The sequence below is a fragment of the Neopararhizobium haloflavum genome (assembly GCF_002750855.1).
Taxonomy (GTDB): Bacteria; Pseudomonadota; Alphaproteobacteria; order Rhizobiales; family Rhizobiaceae; genus Georhizobium; species Georhizobium haloflavum.
This window is the reverse complement of sequence record NZ_NWUC01000001.1, coordinates 822,790-838,665: the sequence shown is the minus strand read 5'-3', so window position 1 is coordinate 838,665 and position 15,876 is coordinate 822,790. Positions and strand designations below refer to the sequence as shown.

Annotated in this window: 15 protein-coding genes, 1 tRNA gene and 1 pseudogene; 11 read left to right on the top strand and 6 right to left on the bottom strand. The window is 64.3% G+C overall.

Features of this window, described 5'->3' with window-relative positions; all coding sequences use genetic code 11:
* Window positions 1–86 precede the first annotated feature (86 nt).
* Window positions 87–153 (bottom strand) — tRNA-OTHER (locus CN673_RS20845).
* A gap of 133 nt (window positions 154–286) precedes the next feature.
* On the opposite strand from CN673_RS20845, the gene CN673_RS04350 reads away from it, so the two are divergent.
* The 8 genes and pseudogenes from CN673_RS04350 to CN673_RS21070 all read left to right on the top strand — a co-directional run bounded on the left by CN673_RS04350 (window position 287) and on the right by CN673_RS21070 (window position 7,684).
* Window positions 287–1,711, top strand: coding sequence for a tyrosine-type recombinase/integrase (locus CN673_RS04350; protein WP_099864949.1), 1,425 nt, complete (start codon window positions 287–289; stop codon window positions 1,709–1,711).
* A 155-nt stretch (window positions 1,712–1,866) separates the two neighbouring features.
* Window positions 1,867–1,971, top strand: a pseudogene (locus CN673_RS21615) (copper-binding protein); the annotation flags it as partial.
* Between the two features lie 99 nt (window positions 1,972–2,070).
* Window positions 2,071–4,536: a heavy metal translocating P-type ATPase gene (locus tag CN673_RS04340; protein WP_099864948.1), complete on the top strand. Its 2,466-nt coding sequence runs from the start codon at window positions 2,071–2,073 to the stop codon at window positions 4,534–4,536.
* A 12-nt stretch (window positions 4,537–4,548) separates the two neighbouring features.
* Window positions 4,549–5,091, top strand: a complete 543-nt coding sequence (gene petA, locus CN673_RS04335; protein WP_099864947.1) for a ubiquinol-cytochrome c reductase iron-sulfur subunit — start codon at window positions 4,549–4,551, stop codon at window positions 5,089–5,091.
* A gap of 24 nt (window positions 5,092–5,115) precedes the next feature.
* The gene (gene cueR, locus CN673_RS04330) at window positions 5,116–5,544 is read left to right on the top strand and encodes a Cu(I)-responsive transcriptional regulator (protein ID WP_099864946.1); all 429 of its coding nucleotides are present in this window, start codon (window positions 5,116–5,118) and stop codon (window positions 5,542–5,544) included.
* Window positions 5,545–5,566: 22 nt separating this feature from the next.
* On the top strand, window positions 5,567–6,016 hold the full coding sequence (locus tag CN673_RS04325) for a DUF411 domain-containing protein (protein ID WP_099864945.1): 450 nt from the start codon (window positions 5,567–5,569) through the stop codon (window positions 6,014–6,016).
* 5 nt (window positions 6,017–6,021) lie between these two features.
* Window positions 6,022–7,494, top strand: coding sequence for a multicopper oxidase family protein (locus CN673_RS04320; RefSeq protein ID WP_245409766.1), 1,473 nt, complete (start codon window positions 6,022–6,024; stop codon window positions 7,492–7,494).
* 49 nt (window positions 7,495–7,543) lie between these two features.
* A complete protein-coding gene (locus tag CN673_RS21070; protein ID WP_198585893.1) occupies window positions 7,544–7,684 on the top strand; it encodes a hypothetical protein in 141 nt (46 codons plus the stop codon).
* Between the two features lie 154 nt (window positions 7,685–7,838).
* Here CN673_RS21070 and CN673_RS04315 read toward each other — a convergent pair whose 3' ends face one another.
* The 5 genes from CN673_RS04315 to CN673_RS04295 form a co-directional block, all read right to left on the bottom strand.
* On the bottom strand, window positions 7,839–8,456 hold the full coding sequence (locus CN673_RS04315) for a phosphatase PAP2 family protein (RefSeq protein ID WP_157928801.1): 618 nt from the start codon (window positions 8,454–8,456) through the stop codon (window positions 7,839–7,841).
* A gap of 208 nt (window positions 8,457–8,664) precedes the next feature.
* Complete coding sequence (locus CN673_RS04310; protein WP_099864943.1) at window positions 8,665–9,000, bottom strand: four-helix bundle copper-binding protein; 336 nt, start codon at window positions 8,998–9,000, stop codon at window positions 8,665–8,667.
* Between the two features lie 61 nt (window positions 9,001–9,061).
* Complete coding sequence (locus CN673_RS04305) at window positions 9,062–9,544, bottom strand: DUF305 domain-containing protein (RefSeq protein ID WP_099864942.1); 483 nt, start codon at window positions 9,542–9,544, stop codon at window positions 9,062–9,064.
* 42 nt (window positions 9,545–9,586) lie between these two features.
* Entirely contained in the window at window positions 9,587–9,907 is a 321-nt protein-coding gene (locus CN673_RS04300) for a hypothetical protein (protein ID WP_099864941.1), read from the bottom strand.
* Window positions 9,908–10,042: 135 nt separating this feature from the next.
* A complete protein-coding gene (locus CN673_RS04295; protein WP_099865075.1) occupies window positions 10,043–10,231 on the bottom strand; it encodes a heavy-metal-associated domain-containing protein in 189 nt (62 codons plus the stop codon).
* 161 nt (window positions 10,232–10,392) lie between these two features.
* Between CN673_RS04295 and CN673_RS04290 the strand changes: the two genes are divergently transcribed.
* The 3 genes from CN673_RS04290 to CN673_RS04280 all read left to right on the top strand — a co-directional run bounded on the left by CN673_RS04290 (window position 10,393) and on the right by CN673_RS04280 (window position 15,815).
* A complete protein-coding gene (locus CN673_RS04290) occupies window positions 10,393–12,951 on the top strand; it encodes a heavy metal translocating P-type ATPase (protein ID WP_099864940.1) in 2,559 nt (852 codons plus the stop codon).
* 138 nt (window positions 12,952–13,089) lie between these two features.
* Window positions 13,090–15,225, top strand: a complete 2,136-nt coding sequence (locus CN673_RS04285; RefSeq protein ID WP_099864939.1) for a heavy metal translocating P-type ATPase — start codon at window positions 13,090–13,092, stop codon at window positions 15,223–15,225.
* Window positions 15,222–15,815, top strand: coding sequence for a methyltransferase family protein (locus tag CN673_RS04280; protein WP_099864938.1), 594 nt, complete (start codon window positions 15,222–15,224; stop codon window positions 15,813–15,815). Before CN673_RS04285 ends, CN673_RS04280 begins: the two co-directional genes overlap by 4 nt.
* Window positions 15,816–15,876 lie beyond the last annotated feature (61 nt).

Genomic DNA, 15,876 nt, shown 5'->3' with positions numbered 1-15,876 from the left:
CATCGACAACCCGTTCGGCACGAGGTCGTCACCCATGTCTTAGGTACATTCTGTTACCCATGTCTCCGGGTCGTACCCCGGAAAAATGGCGCACCCGACAGGATTCGAACCTGTGACCTCTGCCTTCGGAGGGCAAATAACCACTTTCGCTACAGTTCGCCATGATATCCAAAATTCCTATAAATCAAAGAGTTATATGACCGCCTGTTAGCGGCGATATCCGGAACTGACCTTGTTCTTTCTCCCATTTGGTTGCAATATGGTAGCAATTTCATAGGAAGCTGCCATGCCTAAATTGACAAAACGCGTCGTTGATAGCCTGCAATCAACCGGCGCAAAGACCGGGACGCTTCATTGGGACAGTGAGCTCAAGGGATTTGCCGTCCGCGTCCTTCCATCGGGACGCAAGACGTTCGTCATCAAATTTCGCGCGCGCAATGGTCGTCAGCGATGGCTCAAGCTCGGCGCTTACGGACCGCTGACAGCAGAGCGTGCGCGCGAGATAGCGAAGATGGAGCTCGCCAAGGTAGTAGAAGGTCAGGATCCCGCCGCTGATCGCGACGAGCGCCGAGAAGCGTCCACTATCTCGCAACTCTGCGACCTCTATATGGAAGCCGCGAACGCCGGCCTCGTCCTCGGCCGCAGGGGAACGCCGAAGAAGACAAGCACCCTATTAACGGACAAATCGCGCATCGACGCTCACATCAAACCTCTTCTCGGAAGACATATAGCCCGAGAGGTTAAGCGGACCGACATTGAACAGCTCCGAAACGGCGTCGTCGCTGGCAAAGCGGCCCGAGATAAAAAGCTGGGCTATCGCAGCCGTTCAATTGTCAAGGGGGGCAAGGGTGCAGCCACCCGTACTCTCGGTCTGCTTGGCGCTATATTCGCCTGGGGAGTTGAGGCGGGCCACGTCGCGACAAATCCAGTCCGGGGTGTGCGGCGCTTTTCCGACAATCAGAAGAAAGCTTTGCTGAGCGGCGAACAATATCACTTGCTGGCAAAAAGCCTAAGTTTTCTCGAGAGCAAGCGTGATCGCAATGGCAAACCGCTTCACAGTGCAATAGGAATTGCCGCCATCCGCTTTATCGCCCTTAGCGGACTGCGAAGAGGAGAATGCGAACAACTTCGTTGGGATGAAGTTGACGCCAACGGAGCATGCCTCGCGCTCGAAGAGACCAAGACCGGCTTTTCACTCCGCCCCCTCAGCCGCACAGCATTCGCAATTATTGATGAATTGGACCCCATTTCTGATTTCGTCTTTGTTTCGGAGCCCGAAGGTGCAGGCTACAAGGGTTTGCCCAATCTCTGGCGAACAGTCCAGAATACCGCGCGGCACTTGGCTTCCGTAACGCCTGCACAACCAGATCAACCGCTGCAAGACAAAGCGACGTTGGATGGACTGACACTGCACAGTCTGCGGCATAGCTTTGCCGGTGTGTCAGAGGAACTCGGTGCGTCGATACCCACAATCGCGGCTCTTCTCGGACATCAACTAAAGGGCGTCACAAGCGGATACATTCTGAAACGCGTGGACGTGCTTCTTGTTGATGCAGCAAACCGGGCGGGCGATCACATTGCAAAATTGATGCGAGGGGAAGCACCCGCATCTCCCATTGTGCAGTTCAAATCCCGTGGCCGAAATTCCGCACGGAATGATGGCAGGTCAACGTTGAAGAACCGAGCGCCAGTAACGGTCTTTCCGGCTTAACGCTACGCAGAGCGACTGAGCCCCGGCAGCATTGCCGGGGCTCATCCATACTTACACCAGCCGCTCGATGGCCGTGTAGGTTCCGCTTGTCCGGATCGTCAGCGAGACAGGCGCGTCGCCACGATTGCGCCAGAACCAGCCATGTCGGCCGGTGAAGGCCGCCTGATCCGGCCATGCTCGATCAGATGACTGAGGGCTCAGAAATCGAGTTCGTCGCCGAACGTCTCCGCGGCAAGCTCACGGTCACCGAACTGAAATAGCATGAACCGTTCCGGCGGCCCGCAGGGGTCGCCGGACAACGCCCTTGACCTTCCAGTGGCTGGAAACACCAACCTGCATCAACAGCAAGGAGTTCGGTCATGGCCCACCAGCACGGAGACGCACAAACGGAAGGTCCTGTCGTCAGGGATCCGGTCTGCGGGATGACCATTAAGGACGGGCCTGCCAGCCGGACCGCCCGGTACGATGGACACCCCTACCGCTTCTGCAGCGACCGCTGCCGAGACAAATTCACCGATGATCCAGAAGCGTATCTAACTGCCGAGGATCCCGTCTCCGGCATGACGGTCGAGCGCGCCGCCGCGCCTTATGTGCTCGATCATGGCGGCGGCAAGCACTTCTTCTGCTCGAAGACCTGCCATGACAAGTTCGAGGCCGATCCGGCGCGCTACATGGAAGGCGTGAAATCGGCTGAACCGATGCCGAAAGGCACGCAGTATACCTGCCCGATGCATCCGGAGATCATCCGGGACGCGCCGGGCTCCTGCCCGATCTGCGGCATGGCGCTGGAACCGATGGGCGTGCCGACCGGCGACGAGGGTCCCAATCCGGAACTTATCGATTTCACGCGCCGGTTCTGGGTCAGCGCCGCCCTTTCGATCCCGCTGGTCCTGATCACCATGGGACCGATGCTCGGCCTGCCGTTTCGCGACTGGATCGGCCACCGGGCGGCCATTTGGATCGAGTTTCTCCTGGCGACGCCCGTCGTGCTGTGGGCTGCCCTGCCCTTCTTCGAGCGGGCCCGGCAATCGTTCGTCAACCGCAGCCCGAATATGTGGACGCTGATCGGTCTCGGCGTCGGCGCCGCCTATCTCTACAGCGTCGTGGCGACGCTCCTTCCTGGCGCCTTCCCAGCGTCCTTCCGCATGCATGGCGGCCAGGTGCCGGTCTATTACGAGGCGGCGGCGGTGATCATCACCCTGGTCTTCCTCGGGCAGGTGCTCGAATTGCGCGCCCGTGAGCGCACCGGCTCGGCGATCAGGGCGTTGCTCGACCTCGCGCCGAAGACAGCGCTCCGGATCAGGGATGACGGCGACGAGGAGGAGGTGCCGCTCGACGCCGTCGCCAGCGGCGACAGGCTGCGGATCAGGCCGGGCGACAGCGTCCCCGTCGACGGCATTGTCGTCGAAGGCCGCTCCTCCGTCGACGAATCGATGATCACCGGCGAGCCGGTTCCCGTCGAGAAGGTCGCGGACGATCCGCTGACCGGCGGCACGCTGAACAAGAACGGCACGCTAGTGATGAGGGCCGAACGCGTCGGTTCCGAGACCATGCTGTCGCGCATCGTCGAGATGGTGGCGAAGGCGCAGCGCTCGCGCGCGCCGATCCAGGGCCTCGCCGACCGGGTGTCGTTCTATTTCGTGCCCACGGTGGTCGTGATCGCCGTCCTCGCCTTCATCGTCTGGGCGGTCGCCGGCCCGCCGCCGAGCATGATCTTCGCGATCGTCTCGGCCGTCTCGGTGCTGATCATTGCCTGTCCCTGCGCGCTCGGCCTCGCGACGCCGATGTCGATCATGACGGCGACGGGCCGCGGCGCCCAGGCAGGCGTGCTGATCAAGGACGCCGAGGCGTTGGAGCGTTTCGCCAAGGTCGATACGCTGATCGTCGACAAGACCGGAACCTTGACCGAAGGGCGACCGAAACTGACCGACCTGGTCACCGCGGAGGGCATTTCCGAAGACGACCTGCTGCGGCTGGCGGCGGGCCTCGAGCGCGGGTCGGAGCATCCGCTCGCCGAAGCGATCGTCGCCGGAGCGAAGGAGCGCGGCGTGTCGATACCGGCCGCAAGCGAGTTCGAGGCGGTGACCGGCAAGGGCGTGAAGGGCTCCGTCGAAGGCCGGACGGTCGCGCTCGGCAACGCCGCGATGATGGACGATCTTGTCGTCGACCGGTCGCCGCTGGCCGCCAACGCCGACCGCCTGGCGTCGGACGGCAAGACGCCGATGTTCGTTGCAGCCGATGGCCGGCTTGCCGGCATCGTCGCGGTCGCCGATCCGGTCAAGGAGACGACGGCGGCAGCGATCAGGGCGCTGCACGAAAGCGGCCTCAGGATCATCATGGCGACGGGCGACAACGAGCGGACCGCCGCGGCCGTCGCGGCGAAACTCGGCATCGACGACGTCCGGGCCGGCATCCTCCCCGAAGGCAAGAAGGACCTGGTCGACGAATTGCGCCGGAGCGGCGCGAAGATCGCCATGGCCGGCGACGGGGTCAACGACGCGCCGGCGCTTGCCGCCGCCGATGTCGGCATCGCGATGGGAACGGGCGCGGACGTCGCCGTCGAGAGCGCCGGCATCACGCTGGTCAAGGGCGACCTGACCGGCATCGTCCGGGCGCGCCACCTCGCCCGCGCGACGATCGGCAACATCAAGCAGAACCTGTTCTTCGCCTTCGTGTACAATGCGCTCGGCGTACCGGTCGCGGCCGGCGTGCTTTACCCGGTCTTTGGCGTCCTGCTGTCGCCCATGATCGCCGCCGCCGCGATGAGCCTGTCGTCGGTCTCCGTCATCGCCAACGCGCTGCGGCTGAGGACGGTGAAGCTTTAAGGAAGCCTTGTGATGACGAAACCTTTCATGTCGCTCCAAACCGACCCGACGCGGCGGGACTTTCTTTATATCGCCACCGCCATGACGGGGGGCGTCGGAGCGGCCGTGACGCTCTGGCCGTTCATTGACCAGATGCGGCCTTCCGCCGACGTGCTTGCCGTCAGCTCGGTTGACATTGATCTCGCTGGGATCGAGCCGGGTCAGCGCGTAACTTTCCAGTGGCGCGGCCGGCCGATATTCGTCGACTACCGCACGCCGGAGGCCATTCAGGAGGCGCGTTCTGTTCCAATGGAGGACCTGAAGGATCCGGAGCGCGACGAAGAGCGCACAATCGAGCCTCAATGGCTGGTCGTCGTCGGGGTTTGCACCCATCTCGGGTGCGTCCCTCTCGGGCAGGCCGAAGGAAGCGCGCGCGGCGACTGGGGCGGCTGGTTCTGCCCCTGCCACGGATCCCACTACGACACTTCGGGACGGGTCCGCCGCGGCCCTGCTCCGCTGAACCTGACGGTCCCACCATACGAGTTTGGGACCGAGACCATGATCACGATCGGATGATCCCAATCGACCGAAAGGAACACAATGAATATCGGACATGCATCCGGAAGGTCCGGGCTGCCGGCCAAGACGATCCGCTACTACGAAGACATTGGGCTGGTTTCTCCCGATCGCGGGCTCAATGGTTATCGCGACTACAGCGATCGCCACGTCCACATTCTGCGTTTCCTGCAGCGGGCCCGGGCGCTCGGCTTTTCCATCGAGGAATGCCGGGAGCTGCTCGGACTCTACCAGGACAAGGGCCGGGCGAGCGCCGACGTGAAGGCACTCGCCTCGGCGAAGCTGGCGGAGATCGACGAGAAAATCCGCGCGCTCGGCGAACTGCGCGCGACATTGGAGACATTGGTGCGCCACTGCCACGGCGACGAACGGCCAGCGTGCCCCATCATCGAGAATCTCGCCGAACAAGGTATCCCGCAAGAGAGGCCAGCGCGCCGACGCTCCGCCGCTTAGGCACCCGACGAAGGAGACCGAAATGAAGATCCGCATCGCATTCCTGGCGGCCACGCTGGCCGTCCTGACGCTTGCACCGGCACACGCCGCCGAGGGCAGCATGACCGTCTTCAAGAATCCCTGGTGCGGCTGCTGCCACGAATGGGCCGAGGCGATGAAGGCAGCCGGCTACACGGTGCAGACCCGCGATCTCGAAGACCTGTCGCAGGTAAAGGCCGACGCCGGCGTGCCTGCCGCCATGGAAGGCTGCCACACCGCGACGATCGAGGGCTATTTCCTGGAAGGCCACGTTCCGCTCGAAGCCGTCGAGCGTCTTCTGACCGAACGACCCGACATCGCCGGCCTCGCCGTCCCCGGAATGCCGGCCGGATCGCTCGGCATGGGCGAGGACCCGGATACCGATTACGACGTCTATGCCGTCGCCGACGACGCAGCCGCCGAGCCGACGATCTTCATGATTGTCGGGGAGTGATCGACTTGCCTCAAGCCGGACCGAAGAAGCGACCGCCCCTTCTGACGCGCCGGTCGCTCCTGTCTGGAGCGTCCGCCGCGGCCGCGGGGCTTATGCTGCCGCACCCTGCTGCAAGCGCCACGGCCGGAGCGACGAGAACATTCCGGCTGAAGGCCGCGCCGGGACGCAGCAGTCTGGTTCCTGCGCCTTACGGCAAGACGGAGACATGGAGCTATAACGGCACGGTGCCCGGCCCCGAGATGCGGGTGCGCCAGGGCGATCGCCTGCGGATCGTCGTCGACAACGAACTGCCCGAAGAGACCACCGTCCACTGGCACGGTCTGCGCGTTCCCAACGCCATGGACGGCGTTCCGCACCTGAACCAGCCGCCGATCCGGCCCGGCGAGCGCTTCGTCTACGAGTTCGAGGTGCCGGACGCCGGCACGTTCTGGTACCATCCTCACACGCGCAGCAACGTCCAGGTGGAGCGCGGCCTATCCGGCGCGCTGGTCGTCGAGGAGCCGGAGCCGATCCGCGTCGACCGGGAACTGATTTGGGTGGTCGATGACTGGCGCCTGGACCGGTCGGCGGCGATCAGCGCCGATTTCGACAATCCCCACGACATGAGCCACGCCGGAAGGCTGGGCAACACCGTGACGGTGAACGGGCGCGTTCCGGAGGACCTTCCCGTCCGCGCCGGGGAACGGGTGCGCCTGCGCATCGTCAACGCCGCGAACGCGCGCATCCTCGGCCTTGAGTTCGGCGGGCACGAGCCGTGGGTCGTCGCGCTCGACGGACAGCCGACGGCGCCGCACCGTCCGGCGGACGACACCGTCGTCATCGGGCCGGCCGGGCGCGCCGACGTGGTCCTCGACATGACCGGGACGCCCGGCACGCGCGCCGTCGTCGTGGACCGGTTCTACCGGGACTTTGCCTATGAACTGATGGGCTTCGCCTATGACGACGTGCCGTTGCGGAAGAACCCGCCCGACTGGCCGATGGATCTTGCCGCCAATCCCCTGCCCGAGCCCGACATGGCGTCCGCCATCCGCCATGAGGTGATCCTCAACGGCGGCATGATGGGCGCGATGGTCATGGCCGAGATGGGCGGCAGCATGGGCGAACAATCCGCGGGCGGCATGATGGGAATGATGGAGATGATGCGCGGCCGCGGCATCTGGTTCATCAACGGCAAGGCCGCGGCGGGCCACGTCATGGACCCGATGCTAATATTCGAGCGCGATCGCTCCCACGTGGTCGAGATGACGAACGCCACCGCATTCCACCATCCTATGCACCTGCACGGCCATTCGTTCCGGGTGGTTTCCCGCAACGGCGTCGCAGCCCCGATAACAGAGTGGCGCGACACGGTATTGATGGCCCCGCGCGAAAAGGTCGAAATCGCCTTCGTCGCGGACAATCCGGGCGACTGGATGTTCCATTGCCATGTCCTCGAGCACCAGGCCGCAGGCATGATGGGGGTGGTCCGGGTGGCCTGAAGAGGCTCTCCTGAGCCTGCCGACCGTTCACCTGAAGAGGATCGAGTTGATGATGGATGGATCGAACGGAATGATGGAAGGCATGGGCGGGATGATGTGGGGCATGGGCATCTTGTGGCTGCTCGTTATCGTCGTCCTGGTTCTCGCGGCCGTCGCCCTCGGCAAGTACATTTTCGGCGGGCGCCGGTGAAGCTGGCTCTCGCGGCAGGCGCGGCGATGATGCCGGCCCGGAGGGGCGTTTAAAGCATGTCTCCCGAAAGTGGGCACCGGTTTCGAGATGAAGACATGCGCAAGAATCAAGAACCTAAAGCGCAGGAAGCGAATCTGAAAGATCGCGACGCGCTTTAGACGGAGTTCGGCCGAACGCGTAGCCGGGCACGACCTGCATCGACCAGGAGGATCCATATCAGCCCGAACGACCAGCCGGCGAGCACGTCGCTCGGCCAGTGGGTTCCGAGATAGACCCGGCTCACGCCGACGGCCAGCGAGATGCCGGCAGCCGTGGCGACGAGATACGATTGAAGATGAAGGCGCTTGCAGCGGCGCGCCGCCAAAACAGCCGCGGTCCCGAAGAGAAGTGTGGCGAGCAGGGCATGGCCGCTCGGAAAGCTGGTGTGGAGAAGCTCGGACGAGCCCGGCGCATGGTGCGGCCGCACCAAGCCTGTGACGGCTTTGGCCGCGTAGCCTGCGGCAGCCCCGCCGGCGATCGAAGCGACGGTGTGAACGGTTTCGATCCAACGGCTGGACAACGCGAAAAACAGGGTCATGGCCGCCGCGAAGACGAACACGACTTCAGGACTGCCGAGCGCCGTGAAGCTCCAGGCTACCGATACGAACGCCCCCTCGAACTCCGGCGATCCGGACGGATCGGCGAGCCCCAGCAGCAAGGCCCGGTCGACGGCGTGCCGGTCGGCCAGGAACCAGTAGCTGCTGGTTGCAAGGACAACCAGCGCGGCAGCCATCGCCCACCAGCGTGCCCACGATATCTCTGTGCGCAGCCGTGCCTTCGGTTCGATTGCAGGAGCCGGAGCAATCGAATGGCTCGTCGCAGATTCGGTTCGGTGGATTGTCATGGCCCAAGGATAGGCCGCGCAGGCTAACGATTGCTTTCAAAGCCGAGGAGCCGCCCGGAGGCGGTTCCTCTTTTCTCACTCGATAGAACGGTGCTGGCTACGCGGCCATCTTGCGGCACGACTCGGCGCACCGCCGGCAGGCCGCCACGCAATCCTCCATCCCGCCGATGCGTTCGCAGTCATCGGCGCATTCGGTGCAGATCTCCGCGCACTCGCGGCAGACGTGCCGATGGTGGTCGCTGCCGATGAGCATGAAGTGGGCCGACGTCCTGCATATTTCGGCGCAGGCCGACATCAGCCTGAAATGTTTGGGTTCGGTATGCTTGCCGCCCGTTTCGATACAGTGGTGCATCGCCGTACCGAGGCAGGCCTTGTAACAGTCGAGGCAGGCATCGATGCAGGCCTTCATTTCGGCGCTGAGGTGGTGGGTCATGGGGGACTTTCCTTTCTCGAACGGCTCGGGCCGCGCGAAAAGCGCACGGCCCGGCGCAAGGTCAGTTGGCGTTGTCAGCCAGCCACTGCGTCATCTCCTCTATCTCCTTTTCCTGGGCGTCGATGATGGTCTGGGCAAGTTCGAGCAGCCATTCATCCTCGCCGTACTCCAACTGGACTTCGGCCATGTCGATCGCTCCCCGGTGGTGAGCGATCATGCCGCAGGCGAAGGCGACGTCCGGATCTTCGTTCATCATGCCCTGATGCATCGCAGGCATGGTTCCCATCATCCTCTCCATGTTGGCGCGCTGGGCTTCGGTCATCGACTCCATGTCCATGCCCATCATGCCTTGCATGTCCGTGTCGCCGCCGGCCGACGAGTCGTTGTCGCCGGACATGCCGGCATGGGCGCCGCCCTGCATTGCAGTGCCGGACGTGCACTGCTCAGGTAGCTGGAAACCGCTTTCTCCGTCCTGCGCGACTGCAAGGCCTGCAGTCGCGGTGACGAGGGCGGCGGAGCAGACGAGGATCTTGATGATATTCATGGCATTTCTCCTAAATCGATATTGGATTGAAAGTCGGGCCGCCTACGCGACCTTCGGCGGCGGATCGATTCCGGAGACGTCGATGGATATCAGCGGCAACGAGACCGACGCGGGACGCACGCCGTGGACCGGCGCAAGCCCGGCCTGCTGGATAGCCGGCGAGAATAGCGCCAGGCAGTGGGCCGGCTGGCAGCAGTGCCGATCGCCCGCGTTGCAGGGCGCCCCGCCGCCCGGACCTGCGGCATGGACATGGGAGTGGCCGTGTTCAGGGGCGTGAGCAAACGGCCGCTCCGATAGCGATGCGACGAGCAGCGCTACGGTGACAGCCAGAACGAGGCCAAGCAATTTCGAGGCGATCGACAACTTTCGGTTGTTCCATCTTTCTCGGTGTTAGGAAGAACCGCCGACACCTAGTGAAGTTCCGAAGCGAAATCGATCGCTGCCGTCTGCCGCACGTGCTGCTGCCGCGCAGGAAGCGCGGGCCATTGCTCCGGCTTGCTAGGAAGCGGGATAGCCCGCTTCCTCGAGCACCGCGACGAACGCCTCGCGCGGCTTTGCCGACGACACCATGACGGTCCGCCTTACCGGATCCGCGTCGACCTTCGCCTGGCCGTCGACGGAGTGGATAGCCTTGGTCACGCTGTTGGCGCAGCCGCCGCAGGTCATGTTTTCGATTTGGAATTGCACGATCGAGTCTCCTGTCTCTCGTTCTTCGATGCCCCGTTGTCCAGCTTCCAGCGGCGGGAAGGTCAAGAGCAAAAAAGTTTCAGACGGACTGTTGACTTTCCAGTTACTGGAAAGACGAATTTCCCTCCGACACCATTTTGAATGTGGAAGGACGAACAGGCATGAATGCCCCGCTCAGAGAAATCCGGCCGGCGACCGCAACGCTCACCTTGCCGATCGAAGGCATGAGCTGCGCGTCCTGCGTCGGGCGCGTCGAAAAGGCGCTGTCGGCCGTGCCCGGGGTCGCCGCGGCAGTGGTGAACCTCGCCACCGAGAAAGCCGAGATTCGTCTCGACCGTCCGGTGGATCGGCACTTCCTTGTGGGTGCGATCGAAAAAGTCGGCTACTCGGTGCCGGAGGGTTCCGTCGAACTCGCCATCCAAGGCATGACCTGCGCATCCTGCGTCGGCCGCGTCGAGCGTAAGCTCGCTGCGGTTCCGGGAGTCACATCCGCGGCGGTAAACCTCGCGGCCGAGCGCGCCGTCGTCCACGGAACCGCCGACCCGGCCGCACTCGTCTCGGCCGTGGTCGACGCCGGCTACGAAGCGCGGGTCCTCGGCCACGGACTGCCGGCCGATGACGACGCCCAGGCGCGCAAGGACGCCGAGCTGGCCGCGCTCAAGCGGGACCTGGTCATTGCGGCTATTCTGACGCTGCCCGTCTTCGTGCTCGAAATGGGCTCGCATCTGGTGCCGGCGCTCCACAACTTCGTCATGGGCACCATCGGCATGGACCGCGCCTGGTACGCGCAATTCGCGCTGACGTCGCTCGTGCTCTTCGGCCCCGGCTTGCGGTTCTACAGGAAGGGTCTGCCGGCGCTGTTCCGGGCGGCGCCGGACATGAACTCGCTCGTCGCCGTCGGCACGGCAGCGGCCTACGGCTATTCGCTGGTCGCCACTTTCGCCCCCGGCCTGCTGCCCGCGGGGACGGTGAACGTCTACTACGAAGCCGCCGCGGTCATCGTGACGCTCATACTGCTCGGCAGGTTCCTCGAGGCGCGCGCGAAAGGCCGCACCTCCGAAGCGATCAAACGCCTGGTCGGCCTGCAGGCGAAGACCGCGCGCGTGCGGCGAGACGGACGCGTGATCGAGCTCGACGTCTCCGAGGTCGTGCCCGGCGACATCGTCGAAGTCCGCCCGGGCGAGCGAGTGCCGGTCGACGGCGAAGTCGCGGACGGCCAAAGCTACGTCGACGAGTCGATGATCACCGGGGAGCCTATCCCGGTTTCCAAATCCGCCGGCAGCGAAGTCGTCGGCGGCACGGTGAACCACAAGGGCGCGCTGTCGGTTAGAGCGACCGCGGTCGGCGGCGAGACGGTGCTCGCCCAGATCATCCGGATGGTTCAGGAGGCGCAGGGCTCCAAGCTTCCGATACAGGCGATGGTCGACAAGGTGACGATGTGGTTTGTACCGGCCGTCATGGCTGTCGCCGCCGCGACGTTCGGCGTCTGGTTCCTGTTCGGCCCGGACCCGGCGCTGACATTCGCCCTCGTCAACGCGGTCGCCGTCCTGATCATCGCCTGCCCGTGCGCCATGGGCCTCGCCACGCCGACGTCGATCATGGTCGGCACCGGCCGGGGGGCCGAGATGGGCGTCCTGTTCCGGAAGGGCGAAGCGCTCCAGCTCCTGCGCGAAGCACGCGTCGTCGCGCTCGACAAGACCGGCACGCTGACCGAAGGCAGACCTGCCCTGACCGATTTCGAGACCGCCGACGGTTTTGTCCGGGACTCGGTATTGGCGACCATTGCCGCCGTCGAAGCCAAGTCGGAACATCCCATCGCGAGGGCGATCGTCGACGCCGCCGAGGCAGCGTTGCTGCCGCTCCCCGGCGTTACCAACTTCGAATCCGTGACGGGCTTTGGCGTCACCTCCGTGGTGGACGGGAAGCGCGTCGAAATCGGCGCGGACAGGTACATGGACGAACTTGGCTTCCCGACCGACCGGTTCCGGCAGGATGCAAACCGGCTGGCGGATGAAGGCAAGTCTCCGATCTACGCGGCGATCGACGGTCGGATCGCGGCCGTTCTCGCGGTCGCCGACCCGGTCAAGCCGACCACTCCCGCGGCGATCGACGCGATGCATCGGCTCGGCCTCAAGGTCGCGATGATCACCGGCGACAATCGCCGGACGGCCGAGGCCATCGCCCGCCGCCTCGGCATCGACGAGGTCGTCGCCGAAGTCCTGCCCGACGGCAAGGTGGACGCCGTGCGTCGCCTGAAGGCCGAGCACGGCCGGCTGGCCTTCGTCGGCGACGGGATCAACGACGCCCCGGCGCTCGCCGAAGCCGATGTCGGCCTGGCGATCGGCACCGGTACGGACGTCGCGATCGAGGCCGCCGACGTGGTCCTGATGTCCGGCAGCCTCCAGGGCGTGCCGAACGCGATCGCGCTGTCGAAGGCGACGATCGGCAACATCCGGCAGAACCTGTTCTGGGCCTTCGCCTACAACGCGGCCCTAATCCCGGTGGCGGCCGGCATGCTCTATCCGGTCAACGGCATCCTGCTCTCGCCCGTCTTCGCCGCCGGCGCGATGGCGCTCTCGAGCGTCTTCGTCCTCGCCAACGCGCTCCGGCTCAAGGGCTTCCGGCCGCCGATATCATTGCCGCACACGATAGATTCTGCAACTACGGCCGAGCTGTCACCGGCGGGAGAAGCGCGCGCCGCAGCAGATGCTCGATATTGACGTCGGACAGGACATGGCGAGTAATCGACTGACAACCTTCCAGCTTGAACAAACGACTTTGCGATTCTGCGGCAAACCTTCTTGCCTCTCTAGCGACTAGAGGTCTTATAGCTTGGCCTGCAACCGCAGGAGACCGTCATGCAAGCAATGGCTCATACGTCCCGATACAAGATCACGGGAATGGATTGCGCCTCGTGCGCCGCCAAGATCGAGACGGCGCTCAAGCGGATAGACGGCATCGGAGAGGTCGCTGTCTCGGTGACGAACGGAACGCTGACGGTCGGCCACGGCGAGAGGTTTTCCGTTGACAAGGTAGAGCGCCAAGTCAGGGGCCTCGGCTATGGCATCACCGAAGATGGCGCGGCATCGATGCATTCTGAGCGAATAAGCACCGAAAACGCACATGGCGACGCTGAATGGTGGCGCAATAGAAGGACACTCTTGACGGTCTTCTGCGGCCTTGCGCTGGCGTCGGCCTTCGTCGCGGGACGCTTGTTCCCCGCCATGGAGGGTCCCGCCTTTCTCGCCGCGCTCGCTGTCGGGCTATTGCCGGTCGCCTTTCGTGCGATTAACGCGGCGCGTTTCGGCACGCCGTTCTCTATCGAGATGCTGATGACCATCGCCGCCGTTGGAGCTGTTGTAATCGGAGCGGAGGAGGAAGCCGCGGCGGTCGTCTTCCTGTTTCTCGTGGGGGAAGCGCTGGAAGGAATCGCAGCCGCACGCGCACGTCGCAGCATTCGCGGCCTCGCCTCGCTCGTCCCTAAGTCGGCAATTCTGGAGGTGGACGGTTCCTCCTGGAGTGTCGATGCGGCCAGCTTGAAGGTCGGGAACGTCGTCATCGTCCGCCCCGGGGACCGGGTGCCGGCGGATGGCGTCGTCGTCGAGGGTACGAGCGAGATCGACGAAGCGCCGGTCACGGGCGAAAGCGTCGCCAAGGCGAAAACGGTCGGCGACGACGTCTTCGCCGGCACGATCAACGCGATCGGCGTCTTGCGAGTGCGGGTCACCGCGGCGGCAGAGGACAACACGATCGCGCGCGTCGTGAAGCTTGTTGAGGAGGCGCAGGAAAGCAAAGCTCCGACGCAACGCTTCATCGACCGCTTTTCAAGCTACTACACGCCTGCTGTCGTCCTCTTCGCGGCGCTGGTCGCCGTCGTGCCGCCTCTTACGGCCGGCGAGCCATGGCAGGAATGGATATACAAGGGACTTGCGGTCCTCCTGATCGGCTGCCCGTGCGCGCTCGTCATTTCCACGCCCGCTGCAATCGCCGCAGGGCTGTCGGCCGGAGCACGGCGCGGCCTCCTGATCAAGGGCGGGGCCGTACTCGAAAGCATGGGTAGGGTCACTGCCGTGGCATTCGACAAGACCGGTACCCTGACGGAAGGACGTCCTCGCGTGACCGACGTGTTCGCCGCCGACGGCCGCGAGCATCGCCTTGTCTCCATGGTGGCCGCACTCGAACAGGGTTCCAGCCATCCGCTCGCCGTGGCGCTTGTCGACCATGCACGCGCCGTCCAGGCGCCGGTTCCCCCGGCGTTCGCCGCCAGCGCGTTCCCGGGAGAAGGTGTGGGAGGCAATGTCGGTGGCAACGAAATCTTCGTCGGCGCGCCGAAAGCCGCAAGCCGCCGGGCGAATTTGTCCGACAGTATCGTGTCCCAAATCGCAGAGCTCAACGCGCAAGGTAAGACTGTTTCCGTAGCGCTCGTCGACGGCGAGGTCGCCGGTTATGTCGCGCTCCGCGACGAACCCCGCACGGACGCTAAGGAGGCTCTGGCCCGTCTGCGTGATGAGGGGATCAGGACCATCATGCTGACGGGTGACAACCGCACGACGGCGGCAGCCGTTGCAGCCGGGCTCGGCATAGAGGTGCGGGCCGAGATGATGCCCGAGGACAAGCAGAAGGTGATACGAGAATTGCAAGCCGCCGGGCTCGTCGTCGCCAAGGTCGGCGACGGCATCAACGACGCCCCAGCGCTCGCCGCCGCCGACATTGGCATTGCGATGGGCGGCGGCACCGACGTTGCCCTCGAAACGGGCGACGCCGCGGCTCTTCACGGACGCGTCGTTGACGTTCCGGACATGATCGATCTTTCGCGGACGACAATGTTCAATATCCGTCAGAACATCACGATTGCGCTCGGGTTGAAGGCGATTTTCTTGGTCACCACTGTTATCGGCGTTACCGGGCTTTGGCCCGCAATCCTGGCAGATACCGGGGCAACAGTGCTGGTGACGGCAAACGCAATGCGTCTGCTCCGCTGGAGGCCGCGATGAGCAGCCAAGCGGCCGCAGCCTGCGGAGTTGTGTTGCTGTCGAGCCTTGCCATCTGGCTGTTCGTGGCGACGCGCCGTACATCTTCTGAAATCGGCCGGAACGCGTACGGGTTCGGCGGAAATTTGCGGCAACGAGCAACGCAAATCCTTTTTCGGGTTTCGACCGTCGTGGTGGTCGTCGCTCTCTTTCTTCATGCCCTTGACCCCGCCATAGCGGCCGTCGTGCCGATGATCGAAATCGATCCAACGATCAGGATACTCCTCTTGATGTTCGCTTCGGCGGGAGCAGCGCTGACGCTGTTCGCTCGCTCGGAGATGGGGCGACGGTGGCGGATCGGCGTTCCTGGTGAAGCGCCGGACGGCCTCGTTACGCAAGGCCTGTTCGCCTATTCGCGCAATCCTGTTTTCGTTGGCATGATCGCCGTCGCTTTGGGCCTCGCTACGGCGGTGCCCTCCCCGTCAGCGCTGCTTGCGGCTGCAGCGTTCGTGTTCGCCTGCAACATGCAGGTGACCGACGAGGAGCGCTTTCTCGCCGCAGCCTTCGGCGACGAATACGACAGCTATCGGGCTGCAGTCCGGCGCTGGGTGTAGCCTGCTGGGATCGGCTGACCGAGGCTACGAAACGCAAATTCTCAGCCGATCGGATGCAACC

Coding starts and splice junctions, on each gene's coding strand:
- CN673_RS04325 (WP_099864945.1), top strand. CDS start 5,567: ATGAAGATCCGCATCGCATTCCTGGCGGCCACGCTGGCCGTCCTGACG.
- CN673_RS04280 (WP_099864938.1), top strand. CDS start 15,222: ATGAGCAGCCAAGCGGCCGCAGCCTGCGGAGTTGTGTTGCTGTCGAGC.
- CN673_RS04315 (WP_157928801.1), bottom strand. CDS start 8,456: ATGGCTGCCGCGCTGGTTGTCCTTGCAACCAGCAGCTACTGGTTCCTG.
- CN673_RS04310 (WP_099864943.1), bottom strand. CDS start 9,000: ATGACCCACCACCTCAGCGCCGAAATGAAGGCCTGCATCGATGCCTGC.
- cueR (WP_099864946.1), top strand. CDS start 5,116: ATGAATATCGGACATGCATCCGGAAGGTCCGGGCTGCCGGCCAAGACG.
- CN673_RS04285 (WP_099864939.1), top strand. CDS start 13,090: ATGCAAGCAATGGCTCATACGTCCCGATACAAGATCACGGGAATGGAT.
- CN673_RS04305 (WP_099864942.1), bottom strand. CDS start 9,544: ATGAATATCATCAAGATCCTCGTCTGCTCCGCCGCCCTCGTCACCGCG.
- CN673_RS21070 (WP_198585893.1), top strand. CDS start 7,544: ATGATGGATGGATCGAACGGAATGATGGAAGGCATGGGCGGGATGATG.
- CN673_RS04350 (WP_099864949.1), top strand. CDS start 287: ATGCCTAAATTGACAAAACGCGTCGTTGATAGCCTGCAATCAACCGGC.
- CN673_RS04290 (WP_099864940.1), top strand. CDS start 10,393: ATGAATGCCCCGCTCAGAGAAATCCGGCCGGCGACCGCAACGCTCACC.
- CN673_RS04340 (WP_099864948.1), top strand. CDS start 2,071: ATGGCCCACCAGCACGGAGACGCACAAACGGAAGGTCCTGTCGTCAGG.
- petA (WP_099864947.1), top strand. CDS start 4,549: ATGACGAAACCTTTCATGTCGCTCCAAACCGACCCGACGCGGCGGGAC.